The sequence below is a fragment of the Halogeometricum borinquense DSM 11551 genome, from assembly GCF_000172995.2.
GTDB lineage: Archaea > Halobacteriota > Halobacteria > Halobacteriales > Haloferacaceae > Halogeometricum > Halogeometricum borinquense.
Genome location: NC_014735.1, coordinates 138,088 through 151,061 on the forward strand (window position 1 = coordinate 138,088; position 12,974 = coordinate 151,061).

Sequence of the window (12,974 nt, forward strand, 5' to 3'; positions counted from 1 at the left end):
CACATGGCAACACACACAGAACAGACGCAGACGACACAGACGAGCGCGCTCTCGTCACTCTTCGAGAGCGACTTTTTCGTCCACGTGGCACTGTTTGGGTCGATCATTCTCGTCGGACTGCCACTCATCCTCGCCGTCATCATGAGCACGCAGTCAACGAACGAGATCTATCAGGTGACGAACCTCGGAATCGGGAGCGCCAAACTATCGAACTACGAGACAGCGCTGACCGAGTACAACCTCCTGCAGTACATGGTAAACTCGTTTGTCATGTCTGTGACCATCGTCATCGGGAAAGTGGCGCTGTCGTTACTCGCCGCGCTCGCACTGGTGTACTACCGCTTCCCGTTCGAACGGGCGGTCTTCGGATTCATCCTCCTGACGCTATTGGTTCCGGTGCCGGTTCGTATCGTCCCCCTGTTCCAACTCATGGCTGACCTCGGATGGGCAGATTCCTTGATTGCGATAACGGGTCCATACATTGCAAGCGCGACGGCTGTCTTCCTCTTCCGTCAGCACTTCATGTCCATCCCCGAGTCGCTGGTTGAGAACGCTCGCCTCGACGGCGTCGGCCCGCTGACCTTCCTCGTGCAAGTCCTGATTCCGATGTCGAAAGGGATGATTGCGGGTGTCTCGGTTATCACGTTCATCTACGCGTGGAACCAGTACCTCTGGCCGCTCATCGTCATCAGCGACCAGTCCAAACAGGTCATCCAAGTCGGGATCAAGTTCCTCCAAGGCGCGAGTCAGTCGGGGCTGACACAGTGGGGGCTCATCATGGCTGGTGCAGTTATCGCACTGATTCCGCCCCTCGCCGTCCTCCTCGTCCTCCACCGACCGCTGCTCGAAACGTTCGCAATTCAACAGAAGTGATACAGATGACACACATAGAACTCGATACGCTCACGAAGTACTTCGGAGACGTGGAAGCCGTCAAGGGAATCGACCTCGCAGTCCAAGAAGGCGAGTTTCTCGTCTTGGTCGGCCCATCCGGTTGCGGGAAATCGACGACGCTTCGGATGATCGCCGGTCTCGAATCCATCACCGAGGGAACCCTCTCGTTCGGTGAAACGGTCGTCAACGACCTCCCGCCGCACGAACGAGACGTTGCGATGGTGTTCCAGAACTACGCGCTCTACCCGCATATGACTGCCGCCGAAAACATGACGTTCGGGCTGGATTCGACCGGTCTGTTCCGAAACTCGGGCGACGACGAACGCGTCCGAGACGTTGCCGAAACGCTCGGCATCACCGACTTACTGGACCGAAAACCGAAGGAGTTGTCGGGCGGAGAACGTCAGCGCGTTGCCATCGGGCGGGCATTACTCAGAGAACCCGAGGTGTTCCTGTTGGACGAGCCGCTCTCCAACCTCGACGCCAAACTCCGCGTGGAAATGCGGGCGGAACTCCTCGAAATTCACCGCGAACTGCAAACGACCACTGTCTACGTGACGCACGACCAGACGGAGGCGATGACGCTCGGTGACCGCGTCGCCGTATTGAACGACGGCCAGGTCGAACAGGTTGATCCGCCGCAGTTGCTGTACGACTATCCCGCAACACGCTTCGTCGCAGAGTTCATCGGGAGTCCAGCGATGAACATCGTCCCCGCTGAAATCGTCTCTGGGAAGGGTGAAAACGGCGCAATCGCCCGATGTGATGGGTTCAACGTTCCTCTGCCAGACGCACCGGGCCTCGACAACCTCGTGGGATCACAGGCGTCACTCGGCGTCCGCCCGGAAGACATCTCGCTCGCAGAGAATCTACCGACACAGACAGCCACGTTCGATGTGACGGCGACTGTGACTGAACCGCTCGGCGAATCGCTTCTCGTCCACTGTACGTCGGGCGACAGACAACTCTTGGTCAAAGCCGAACCGCGAAGTTCGATTTCCGCCGGAGACGTGATCGAAGTCGGCGTAGACGAAGACCGACTCCATCTGTTTGACGAAGATGGCGACGCAGTCTATCACTCCGCTCCCCGTGCGGAACAAACCGAGCAGAAAGCACCGCCGTCGCAGGCACAGTAACCACACGTCAGTAACCACACGTCAGTAACCACACGTCAGTAACCACACGTTCACATCACTCTGCGCAGGGCCACACCGGGCTGTACGGAATCACATCACTTTAGGAGAAGAGACTCAGCTACTTTCGTCGGTCCCGTCCGGTGAACGTCCGTTGGCCGGCCATGGGCATCTCGAACGATTGCAGAGAGATTCCCTCGGCGTCCACACCGGACTCGCCAAGGAGCCGTCGCAGTTGACTGGGGAGTCCAGCCACACCTGCTGCAGTGACCAAGACGGCGAGGGCAACGACCGCGGGACCCAGAAAGCGACCGGTGAGCGCCGAGACGGTTCCGACAGCCAGCGCGAGTGCCCCACCAACGGTTCCGAGAACTGATAGCGTCACTAACAGCGCCTTCCGAACGTTCGTCTGCTCGTTGTACCGAAGCCAGTCGCCGTAACTGACGAGAAGCCACTGTAAGAACGCCTGTTCGGAGAGGTCAGCCGTGTTTTCGAGTGCATCCGGGCCGACGCCGACCTGATAGCCGGATATTGTGTAGGTGAGTCCGGCCGCCGTCGCCGAGAGAACGAACGAGGCGACGCCCACACCGACAACTGGATTGACCAATGCAGTGACTGTCGCCATATCACTTGCCCCCGCAAACGACAGTGCGGATAGAAGCAGACCGACGAGTGCAATGTTCAGGCGGAACACAGACAGCGCCTTCGAGTCGATGTCGTCGAGAGTTGATAGTTGTCGTTCGAGCGCTACGCGCGCTTCGTCCCGAGCGATTCGAAGTGTTTCCATCTCCGCATCATCTGTCCCGCCATCCGACATATCCGTTCGTGGAACCGGAACTTCCCTAACTCCACCGGTCAAACGACTGACTAGACTCTGCGGACCAGATGCGCTCGAACAGCGCGCTGACACTCCTCGCAAGCGGCAGCAAGTCGTGAGACTGCCGACAGTACGGGATAATCCGAGGACAGTTCTTGGTAGATGAACGTCACGAGAAATCGGTGTTTGACCTCAGCTTGGGCCCCGTGAGCCGTTGTCCCGTCGAGAAACGCCTGTCGTTCAGCGGCCAGCCGTTCGCACTCCTCACGGTGACGGGCGAGCGTTTGGTGGCGGCGGCGGAGAGCGTCGAAGTCAAGCGCCGTCAGCGGCGTCTCGTCCGACTCAGCAATCCATGACGTGATGTCATTCACTGTCTCCAATACGGCTTCGAGGATCGCTTCCTCGCGGTGAAGCGCCTTTCTGGTTGCATTCGCTTCTGCAAGTCCAACTTCTGCCTCGGTGATGATGGCCCGTTTCAGTTCGGGCGTGAGCGACGTTCTCGTCGTAGGAGCAAGCGCGAGGGCGATGTCGTCAGTCAACTCTACCCGAATTGTCTCCATCAACGATTCCGTGCCGGTCATATCGTCAACGCTGCGCGGGCGGATCGTCTCGTCGAACGCCGTTCGGACCCGTTGGCACCCATCGTCACCCGAACGACTGATACGGGATTGCGTTCCGGCCCCGGCCGCGATGCTCGGTGGAGTCGATGTCGGACCTTCGGCCGCCAGATTGGAGACACGGTCGAGGAACGTCTCGAACGCCGACGCCCGGTCATCCAGTGCGTCTCGTTCGGTTTGGACGCGGTTCCGCGCCTGAGCAACTTCCGTTTGGAGCGCGAGGTCACGTCGTTGATTCATAGCTACGTCACGCTCCCGAGAGAATCGGAACGTTTGCCGAGTACTCTACGTTCGCGTCCCGTTCGAGAACCAACGTCACCTGCCATCCTGTTTCGACCTCAGCGATGCGGAGCGCCGAGAGCGACCAATCGAGTTGGCGACGAGAGAGGTCGAGAACGACCGGCAGCACCGGGAGTCGTCCGTCACGGGCAGAGAGCGCATACTCGGAGACTTCGACGACGACAGAGCGAACCCCCTCGTCGAAATCGATAGACCACGGCGACTGGGTATACGCGCCGAGCAATCCGAGTCGTTGGAGTCGGGCAAACGTCGCAGCAACCGGATCGTCCGCTGGTTCCGGTGAGGGCAGGCGGGCCGCCGCACGAGAGAGAACGTTCGCCTGTTCTGTCTGTGTTAATTGCGTGTCGAGTTCGATAGCCATGCTTTCGAGAAGACACAGACAGAGGTCATCTGGGTCGCTCACTGTCTCAGCGAGTTCGAGATACTCGTCCATGACTGCCGTTTCCACGCTCCGATAGCCGTCATCGCACAGCGTCTCAAAGACGGCCGCTGCGACGGAGTGGCAGAACTCGACCAGTTGCCGATCACCGTCCGGTGTCGGTCCAGAGAGAACTGGCTCCGAAAGCGACCATTGCGTCGCGTCCGGTGGCTGTTCTTCCTGGCTGTCAGATTCGATGATCGGTTCGGCGTCTTGGCAGACGATGAGGTCGCGGTACGGAAGCCGGGAGTCGTACCGCCGGAGCGCCGTGCGATACTGCTCGGCCGCGCGTGCCGCACTCTGTGCGATCACGCGCCGTTCGAACCGCAGTCCAGAGGTCGGTATCGGCCGCTCCCCCGTACGTCCGCAGACGAGGTAGTAGGAGCCGTTGTCACTGGCCAGCGCTTCGATGTGGTTTCGTAGTTCGATGAGTGTCGTTCCAACCATTGCGTTCTATGTACTGTCTTTCCTGTTCGATACGCTCAGATCGCACCGTTTACGATGTCAGCGACCCGCTGGCGGTCGAATAGCTGTTCGCTCTCGGGAATCTCCGGATACGGTTCGCCGTCAGCGTATCCCGGCCACTCACCGAACACCTCGGGGTACACCTGTTTTGCGGTCATCTCTAACTGGAACAGGTTCATGATGGGACCCTGATAGCGTGCCCCTTGTGCATACACCCGGTCGTTTTTCACCGCCGCAATTTCGCTTCCGACGGGGCTCGATTCGAGTGCCTCTCTGACGTCCGAGATGCTGTAACTGGACGACATCGTGAAGAGAACGAGAATGACATCGGGGTCAGCCTCGAGCATGGCCTCGTAGTCGACCTGCGTTTGTGCGCCCTCGAACGTCACATCAGCGAATGCATCAGTTGCATCGAGTGGGCGGGTATGAGCCGTGAGGAACCCATTCGCGTTGAGCCGATACACCCAGAACGTGTCCTCTTTCCCTTCGAACGTGAGTGCGACGGTCGGGCGTTCCTCAGTTGGTGGGAGATTCGATTCGATTGTCGAACGCATCGATTCGTGAACGTCGCGGAGTGCGTCAGCCCGACTCCCGGCGCGGAACACCTGTGCCACTCGCTCGAATATCTCCCACAGCGAGTAGTACCGATATTCGTCAGCCCACGATTGAGGCGGGTCACGGCGTTTGTCACTGTAGTAGTTGCCAAACCATGGCCCGATTTTGTCGCTGATTTCGGCGACATCTGCTTCGTCTAACTGCTCCAGCGTCGAGGCGTAGGCGGGGTCAGTGAGATGAACATCGCTGTCGAGTTCGTAGAACCCTTCCTTGCCGAGGTTCCACGAATCAGTCAGCTTCTCCCACGTCAACGAAACACCATCCAAGCGGTCATAGAAGTGATTCAGGATCGTTCCGTGGTACTCCGGATAGTAAATCGAGTTGATCGCATCACCGTGACCAGCGGCAACTGCCATATCAGCCGTATTCGGGAGCCCGGTGTAGACGTTCTCGGGGACATGATCGAACTCAACGGTCCCGGCCGGCTCCATCGTCACTGAATAGGAATCGTCTTTCGCAGTTGGTGTCTCGGAGGGGGTTCCCGCTGGCACCGACTGGGAACCATTCTCGCCAGCACAACCCGCGAGAAGGCCACCGCAGAGAACGCTACTGCCGTACTTCACATATTCACGCCGAGTCGGGCCACCGCTGCCTCGTCTGCTCTCGGGCGGGCGTTCCACGTCGTCTTGCTCCATAGTTTTAGGCTACCCTAAAATGTAATAGCAGTTTCGGTTTTTTGGTTTGCCTAAAACCGGAGTCAGTACGGTGCGCCGCACTGCGGACACATCGGGGGACCTGCCTCGGGGAGGGCGAGCCCACAGTTCGGACATGCACTATCGGGAGAAGTGATTTCATCGACAGCGTCGTCTGTCGTCTCACGAATCGACTGAATGGTACCGACGTCGGATGTGACGTTGTCTCCTCCACTGAGTGTGGTGTTCTCGTCGTCGTCGAGTGCCGCAACTGCAAAGCGTGCTCGTTCGGCGACGAATGCGTCGTCGTCGGTTTCTAGCGCGGCGATTTTTGCATTCGGTGGAGACCAGTCCGCAACAGTCGAGCGACCGAGAACACCGAGTGCTTCGGCGGCCCGCCCGCGAACGAATGGACTCTCGTCGTCCAGTTGTGCTGTGAGTGCCGCACACACTGAAACCAGTGCTTCGGGACACTCACAACCGACGACGGCCGCCGTTGTAACGAGGTGATACCGGACGAGTTCGCTCTCGTCCGCAAAATGCTCCGAGAGACTCGAAAGTTGATGCCGGAGACGCCCCGGATTTCCTAGCGCGACGTATTCGAGCGCTTTCGCCAGTTTCTCTTTCACCTCCCGCGCGTCGAACGAGAGTCCGACACGGAGTTCTGCCAGGATTTCGGGCGATGCAACCGCATCCGGGCACTCGAGTGCGACGTAGCCGAGTGCCTCAGCAGCGCGAGCACGGACGTAGTAGAATTCGTCCTCGTCAGCGAGTCGGGCCGCGAGAGGTGAGACAGCGGATTCTGCGGCAAGAGGTGCGTTCTCAGCGACGCTGACGAATATTTTGGCGGTTCGCAATCGTATCGAACGCTCGCTATCAGTCAGAAACGACGTAAGGGCTGGAAGGAGTGGGTCGAGCGCGGATGGACGGTGTTCGAGAAGTGATCGAATCGTTCGAAGCGCCTCTCTACGTTCGTCCACAGGTACTGACTGGAACCGCTCGACGTACTCAACTGCGTCCTCGTAAGCGCTCTCGTCAAGTACGTCCGAGAGGTAGTCGGCCGAAAGTGACTGAGTTGAGTCGTCCATTGGAAGGTGAGCGTCTGTACGTGGAATGACACAGAGCAACCACAAAAACATCGCTCCTCCCTGCGGTCACGTTCGGTCCAGCGACCTGTCAGTCAGCGGTGGCGGAAAACGAGACGCAGAAGATGGGTTTCGGTGACTGATCGCAGACAGATGTCAGTATATCAGACGAAAAGAGGGGTGTCAAACGAGTTCCAGAGAGATTTCTTCGTAACAGACGAAACGAGGGGGGTGGGGTAAGATAGTGTAGGATTCAGTTGGGTGAGAGTATGGTCTTGGTGAGATGATAGTCGAAGGGAAGGGAAGGGAAGGGAAGGGAAGGGAAGGGAAGGGAAGGGAAGGGAAGGGAAGGGAAGGGAAATGAGAAAAGAAAGCTGAGCGGAGAAGACAAATGAGGGGGCTAAACAGGAGGGAGGAGACGAGCGACGAGTAGAATTACTTACGCTCTCGTTCGATCTGCTTTCGCGCTTCAAAGACGGCATCGGCATCGACGGAGAGTTCGTACACGAAATAGGACCCACCCCGTTTACCGTCGTTGTACTCCGTTTTCGAGAGGAATCCTAACATCTCTAGCGTTCCGAGGTGATTTTGAATGCTCTTGAGACTCGTCAGTGGGTCGTACGCGTAGTGGTCTGCAACTGTCTCGTAGACGTTGCGTATCTCCTTACTCCGCGACGGCGTTTTCTCTTCGCACTCTAATCTCGCAACGGACTCTAACACGAGTTGTCCGTGAATCGTCTGATCTCGGATTTTGTTCGTGACTCGGCCGCGTCTAACCTTCTCCCGAGCGTCTTGAATGTGTTCGTCGGTTACCATGCTGTCGCCTTCGGATTCGGCGAGGTCACCGCCCGTTCGGAGAAGGTCCAACGCCTGTCGAGCACCGCCCGTGTCCTGCGCCGCGAGTGCCGCACAGAGTTGGATCGCTGATTCGGAACACGCGCCGTCGCGGAACGCCTTCTCCGCACGCTTGTCGAGAATCGACCGGAGTTCGTTCGCGTCGTACGGACTGAACGAGATCTCTTTTTCCATCAGCGTGTCTCGAACCTTCGGTGAGAGCGAATCACGGAACCGATAGTTGTTACTGATTCCGATGACGCCGACCTTGGATTCGGTGATGTGGCCGTTCGCTCTCGCACGGGGGAACTCGTAAAGTAGTTCGTCGGCATCAGAGAGATGATCTATCTCGTCTAACACGAAGAGAAACGTTCCGCCGATGTCGTCCATCTTCTCGTAGAGCGTCTCGAACGCGATGTTCGTTGATAGCCCCGTCTTCGGAAACGGATCCTCGTCCTCTCCTCTGAGTTTGTTAACGAGACTACGGACTGCACCGTACACGCTCCCTCGGTTGCAGTTGTAGATACGAACGTGAACGTCGTCCGCTTCCTCCCGTTTCTCAGTTTCCGCCTCCAACGCCTGAAGCATGTAGTTGGTGACTGCCGTCTTCCCTACTCCTGTCTTTCCGTAGACGAAGATGTTTGAAGGGTTCCGACCGAACAACACGTCCTTCAGCGCGTCACGGTACGCTCGAATTTCGTCGTCCCGCTCGAGGATGGTGTCGGGTTGGTAGTCCTCCGAGAGAACCTCCTTATCCTCGAAGAGAGTGTTGTCCATGTTGCTGAACGGCTGTGTCATCCTGTACCGCCTTCTCACCGCCAACTTACATAAATCCCTAGCGTCGTGTGTTTCGTCTGTTTCGTAGTACTCCTGTGTTTCACGAGCTAGGTAGTATATATTACACCCCCACCCCTCTTTTCGTGAGTAAATGGGATAGAAGGGGTGGGTAGAGTACCAAAAAATCTATTTGCCGGTACCAAAAGATTCAAATTATATGTATAGTTCTATTTCTAGAACTTGTTCTAGGGCTAGTTAGGGCTAGTTTTAGAGTAATTCACTGGGATACAGCTTCACTAGGGATACAGTCCGAACAACTCAAACTAGATAGACGGATATAATCTAGTTGTTCCGAGAAGTTGGAAGGGTTGGTAACATCCTCTTACGACGGCAGCCGTGAGTTGTCTTCTCCTGTAGACTGGATAATTCACGGTGAGTCCCGTGGTGATAATATCTGAGTTACGACAGGCACTATGGGGAATGTGAACAGACGAAACGAGGGGTGTCCAGGCCCCGGTACGGCACCACCCCTTCGTTGGATCTAACAGACGAAATGAGGGGTGTGGGTCCTAGTGCGATGTGTTCCATCCCTTCCGTTTGAGCTAACAGACGAAATGAGGGGGGTGTGGGGTACAACTCGTGTTGCCCCTTACTGGTGAGTTAACAGACGAAAAGAGGGGTGGTGCCCGAATGTGCTACGATAACAGACGAAATGTGGGGGGCCGACCGCTATCAGAATCGAGTATCACATCAGAATTATCACTCAGATTTAACTAACACTCACTAGCTTTCTCATCAGCTAGCCGGTCCGTTGACGTTCTCTTCATCCACTTCGAGAGGGGGAGTCACGCCGGTTCATTCTCTGTGTCTGCATGTGGTATCACAGAACGGCTGAACGACTCTCCCGACAACAATCGATCATAATTAATTAACAACCTCAGGGTGTAGATAGATACATGCTCCACGCAGAGGGTCCGCTCTTATCTATCAATGTCGGGGAACGGGAGACGAACGCCGTCGATGTCAGCGATGTATTGGAGTCCTACATCGGTGGCCGGGGTGTTGCTACCAGACTCGCACACGAGCGCATCCCGTACGATGTCGACCCTTACGGTTCGGAGAACCGCGTCCTGTTTACGACCGGTCCGATGCAGGCGTCGAAAATGAGCTTCACCGGTCGGATGAACTGTACGGCTGTTTCCCCACTTACCGAGGGTCTCCTTTCTTCGAACGCTGGCGGATTCATGTCCCGGCACTTCGCCGCCACCGGCAACAGTGCCGTCGAGTTCGTCGGGGAGAGCGACGAACTCGTTGTCGTACACGTGAGCGACCAAGGAGTTGAGTTCGAAGCGGTCCCGAACCTTGCGGGGGCGACGGTGCCGGAGACGGTCGAATATCTTGATTCCGAACATGGAATCGGGGCGGACCAGACAGCGATTATCGGCCCGGCAGGAGAGAACAGAGTTCGATTCGCTTCTATCATGACCTCCGAGGAACGTGCGTTCGGTCGCGGTGGACTCGGTGCAGTCCTCGGATCGAAGAACGTGAAGGCAGTGACGTTCGGCGGCGACTCCGCGCCGGACATCGAGATCCCGGACGAGCAGATGGAAATCCACCGTGAGGCGGCGACAGACGACCACATCATGAAAGAACAGGGCACTGTCGCGGTGATGGACCTCGCAAACGAGGTGAGCGGTCTTCCCTCGTACTACTTCTCTGAACAGACGTTCGAGGGTGTAGAGGGGATTAACGGCAGCGCCGTCGCGTCGAAAAAATACAAGAAGGGAACCTGTTCGTCTTGCGCGTTCGCGTGCAAACTTCCGACGAAAGACGACGAACGCGGCATCGAAACGGAGGGACCGGAGTTCGAGGTGGCGATGGCGTTCGGTTCGAACGCTGGCGTAGACGATATCGTGGACGTGATGAAATCGAACCAACTGTGCGACGATTACGGACTTGATGCTATCTCTGCGGGGAACGTCGTCGCGTCCTATCTCGCTGCCGAAGACGAGTTCGGCAACCGCGAACTTATCTGGGACCTCGTGGAGAAGATTGCCCACCGCGAAGGCGTTGGTGATACCTTAGCCGAGGGAATCGACCGCACGCACGAAAAGTTAGGTGTGGAGAATTGGACGGTCAAGGGGATGGATTTCGCCGCCCACGAGGGGCGCGTTCTCCACGGGCAGGGACTGTCCTATGCCGTCGCCAATCGCGGTGCAGACCACATGTACGCGACGTTCTACTCCGTTGAGTATCCCTTAGTTCCCCAGGATCAAGCAGTTGATCCGGAGGGGACGCTCGGGAAAGCCGACACACTGATCGAACGCGAGAACTTGATGGCGCTGAACGACAGCGGTGTCGTCTGCAAGTTCTCCCGAGACTATATGACGCCCGAACGGTACGAGACGCTATTCGGCGTGGACTTCGAGGACCTTCTGAACGTGGGTGCGCGCACCGTCACATTGGAACGGCACTTCAACAATCAGCGCGGATTCAACAGGGACGATGATAGACTTCCGTACGAGCTGCCCGACTTCGAGACGGCACTCGACGAGTACTACGCAGCGCGTGGATGGACAAACGGTGGTGTCGTCCCGGACAGTCGAGTGCCTCCCTGAGTGGTCGTATTGACCCTGTTTTCACGTCTACAACACAGGCTGTCTGGTTGCTCACTGCGTTGTTGTCATTCCTCCTTATTGATGTAGTGAACACAACTAATGAATGTATTTACTGAACTTCATTCATGACTGTATCTCTATGTGCGTCTGCTAATCTGGCTACGTGCCCGGTGTTTGGTTCGGTATTCGGTGAGCTGTAGTTGCGTAGCTATTCTCTCAAGTAACCCTCGAAATACCTCAATTAGGGCCGTCTTTAGATAGTATAATTGTATTTAGTGGACAAACTGTGTTAACGACTTCAAATACTCTTTCTTCGAGAATACAATATTCTTCAACCCAAAAATTCATTTATATACTTTCCCAATTTAGTATATAATTGGTTATAACCACGAGAAACATCATAATATCTGTCTAACTAATTTGATTCTGGTAACACATTGTCTCTTTTTTAACGATGGTCGGCGAAAATCTGATGTTAATCCTGTTTGGGCGTGTCGTCTTTTGGCCGATGGGCGCAGTTGCGCTTTCTCCCGAGTGCTCTGTATCTGTATGTACTACTCGTTCCCATAACATGTTGATTGGTTCACCTCTTAGCAACGTTCTTGTGAAAAATCACAAAGGTGTGAGTGATGGATCCGCTGACACGACGGAAACTACTCGGAACCGCAGGTGCGGCAGTCGCTGGTGGTCTCGCAGGATGCTCGCAGATAACCGGGCAGACGAACAACGGTGGCGGCGGAAACGACGAAACATACGAGGTTGGATACGGCGACTTTCAGACGACGATACGTAGTACCGACCTTCCGGAGAAACTCTACGTCTACTGTGTTCAGTCTGGATGGTCGAACTGGCCATCTCTTATGGACGCGTTCGAGTCGAAGTACGGCGTTCCGCTCAACGACGACGACCGGTCCTCCGGAGAGGCGCTCAAACACATGCGGTCGCACGCGCAGAACGCCGACCACTCCGCCTACAACGGCGGCTACACGTACGGTATCATCGCCATGAACGAGGGGTTCACCACCGGATACAAACCCGCTAATTGGGATAAAGTCCCCGAGAAACTGAAAACAGACAACGGCCACATGACTGCCACGCGGCGGATGACTACGGCCGTCACCTATCGAAAGGATATCTATGAGGAGCGCGGGCTGAAAGAACCGGAAACGTGGGACGATCTTCTGCATCCGGATATCGTCCAAGACTTGGCACTTCAGACGCCGACTGCTGCGGTCGGTCTCGCAACGGCGCTGTCAGTCAACAACGCCCGCGGCGGTTCGCTCGACGATCTGCAACCAGTTATCGACTACTACGAGGAAATCAAAAGCGGCGGTGCCGAGTTCACCGATAACTTCCTCGCGCAGTTCACGAAGGGCGAGTATGCGACGTTCCTCCGCTACGATTACTCGGGACTGAACCTCAAGTACAACAACGACGACATCGACGAGGAGAAAGTCGGCGTCGCTCTCCTCAAGGGCACTGACGGTTCGAAGGGTGCGTTCAACCAGCCCTACGGATTCGGTATGTTGAAGGGGGCACCGAATCCCGAGGCCTGCAAACTGTTCATGGACTACGTTCTCTCGACGGAGGGACAGCGGAAGTTCCTCGACGCGTATGTGCGTCCGATTCGCGCCCCCGAATTAGAGATGCCCGACGAGTTCCCAGACCAGTCCACGTACGACGAGACGGAGTTCCAAGTCGATTATACGACCCTCGTGGAAAAACAGGAATCTCTCATCAACGAGATCGAGCGTGCTGTGGGTCTCTAG

At 56.5% G+C, this 12,974-nt stretch carries 10 protein-coding genes; 4 read left to right on the forward strand and 6 right to left on the reverse strand.

Translation table 11 applies throughout. The features are described 5' to 3' along the window. The first annotated feature begins 3 nt into the window (after positions 1-3). Positions 4-873: a carbohydrate ABC transporter permease gene (locus HBOR_RS14945; protein ID WP_006055996.1), complete on the forward strand. Its 870-nt coding sequence runs from the start codon at positions 4-6 to the stop codon at positions 871-873. 5 nt (positions 874-878) lie between these two features. Further along, positions 879-2,030 (forward strand): ABC transporter ATP-binding protein, encoded by a 1,152-nt coding sequence (locus HBOR_RS14950; RefSeq protein WP_006055995.1) that lies wholly within the window; start codon positions 879-881, stop codon positions 2,028-2,030. A 118-nt stretch (positions 2,031-2,148) separates the two neighbouring features. Here HBOR_RS14950 and HBOR_RS14955 read toward each other — a convergent pair whose 3' ends face one another. From HBOR_RS14955 to HBOR_RS14980, 6 genes are all read right to left on the reverse strand, one after another. Then, a complete protein-coding gene (locus HBOR_RS14955) occupies positions 2,149-2,844 on the reverse strand; it encodes a hypothetical protein (protein ID WP_006055994.1) in 696 nt (231 codons plus the stop codon). Between the two features lie 50 nt (positions 2,845-2,894). Further along, on the reverse strand, positions 2,895-3,701 hold the full coding sequence (locus HBOR_RS14960) for a DUF7260 family protein (protein WP_006055993.1): 807 nt from the start codon (positions 3,699-3,701) through the stop codon (positions 2,895-2,897). Between the two features lie 7 nt (positions 3,702-3,708). Beyond that, positions 3,709-4,626 carry a DUF7551 domain-containing protein gene (locus HBOR_RS14965; RefSeq protein ID WP_006055992.1) on the reverse strand — a complete coding sequence of 306 codons (918 nt, stop codon included), beginning with the start codon at positions 4,624-4,626 and terminating at the stop codon, positions 3,709-3,711. Between the two features lie 35 nt (positions 4,627-4,661). Beyond that, positions 4,662-5,894: an ABC transporter substrate-binding protein gene (locus HBOR_RS14970; protein ID WP_013446571.1), complete on the reverse strand. Its 1,233-nt coding sequence runs from the start codon at positions 5,892-5,894 to the stop codon at positions 4,662-4,664. A 62-nt stretch (positions 5,895-5,956) separates the two neighbouring features. Then, positions 5,957-6,979: a HEAT repeat domain-containing protein gene (locus HBOR_RS14975; RefSeq protein WP_006055990.1), complete on the reverse strand. Its 1,023-nt coding sequence runs from the start codon at positions 6,977-6,979 to the stop codon at positions 5,957-5,959. Between the two features lie 432 nt (positions 6,980-7,411). Next, positions 7,412-8,608, reverse strand: coding sequence for an orc1/cdc6 family replication initiation protein (locus HBOR_RS14980; protein ID WP_013446572.1), 1,197 nt, complete (start codon positions 8,606-8,608; stop codon positions 7,412-7,414). Positions 8,609-9,543: 935 nt separating this feature from the next. On the opposite strand from HBOR_RS14980, the gene HBOR_RS14985 reads away from it, so the two are divergent. Together HBOR_RS14985 and HBOR_RS14990 are read left to right on the forward strand one after the other, a co-directional pair. After that, positions 9,544-11,205 (forward strand): aldehyde ferredoxin oxidoreductase family protein, encoded by a 1,662-nt coding sequence (locus HBOR_RS14985; protein ID WP_006055885.1) that lies wholly within the window; start codon positions 9,544-9,546, stop codon positions 11,203-11,205. A 629-nt stretch (positions 11,206-11,834) separates the two neighbouring features. Continuing rightward, positions 11,835-12,974, forward strand: a complete 1,140-nt coding sequence (locus HBOR_RS14990) for an extracellular solute-binding protein (protein WP_006055886.1) — start codon at positions 11,835-11,837, stop codon at positions 12,972-12,974.

Coding starts and splice junctions, on each gene's coding strand:
- HBOR_RS14945 (WP_006055996.1), top strand. CDS start 4: ATGGCAACACACACAGAACAGACGCAGACGACACAGACGAGCGCGCTC.
- HBOR_RS14950 (WP_006055995.1), top strand. CDS start 879: ATGACACACATAGAACTCGATACGCTCACGAAGTACTTCGGAGACGTG.
- HBOR_RS14955 (WP_006055994.1), bottom strand. CDS start 2,844: ATGTCGGATGGCGGGACAGATGATGCGGAGATGGAAACACTTCGAATC.
- HBOR_RS14960 (WP_006055993.1), bottom strand. CDS start 3,701: ATGAATCAACGACGTGACCTCGCGCTCCAAACGGAAGTTGCTCAGGCG.
- HBOR_RS14965 (WP_006055992.1), bottom strand. CDS start 4,626: ATGGTTGGAACGACACTCATCGAACTACGAAACCACATCGAAGCGCTG.
- HBOR_RS14970 (WP_013446571.1), bottom strand. CDS start 5,894: ATGGAGCAAGACGACGTGGAACGCCCGCCCGAGAGCAGACGAGGCAGC.
- HBOR_RS14975 (WP_006055990.1), bottom strand. CDS start 6,979: ATGGACGACTCAACTCAGTCACTTTCGGCCGACTACCTCTCGGACGTA.
- HBOR_RS14980 (WP_013446572.1), bottom strand. CDS start 8,608: ATGACACAGCCGTTCAGCAACATGGACAACACTCTCTTCGAGGATAAG.
- HBOR_RS14985 (WP_006055885.1), top strand. CDS start 9,544: ATGCTCCACGCAGAGGGTCCGCTCTTATCTATCAATGTCGGGGAACGG.
- HBOR_RS14990 (WP_006055886.1), top strand. CDS start 11,835: ATGGATCCGCTGACACGACGGAAACTACTCGGAACCGCAGGTGCGGCA.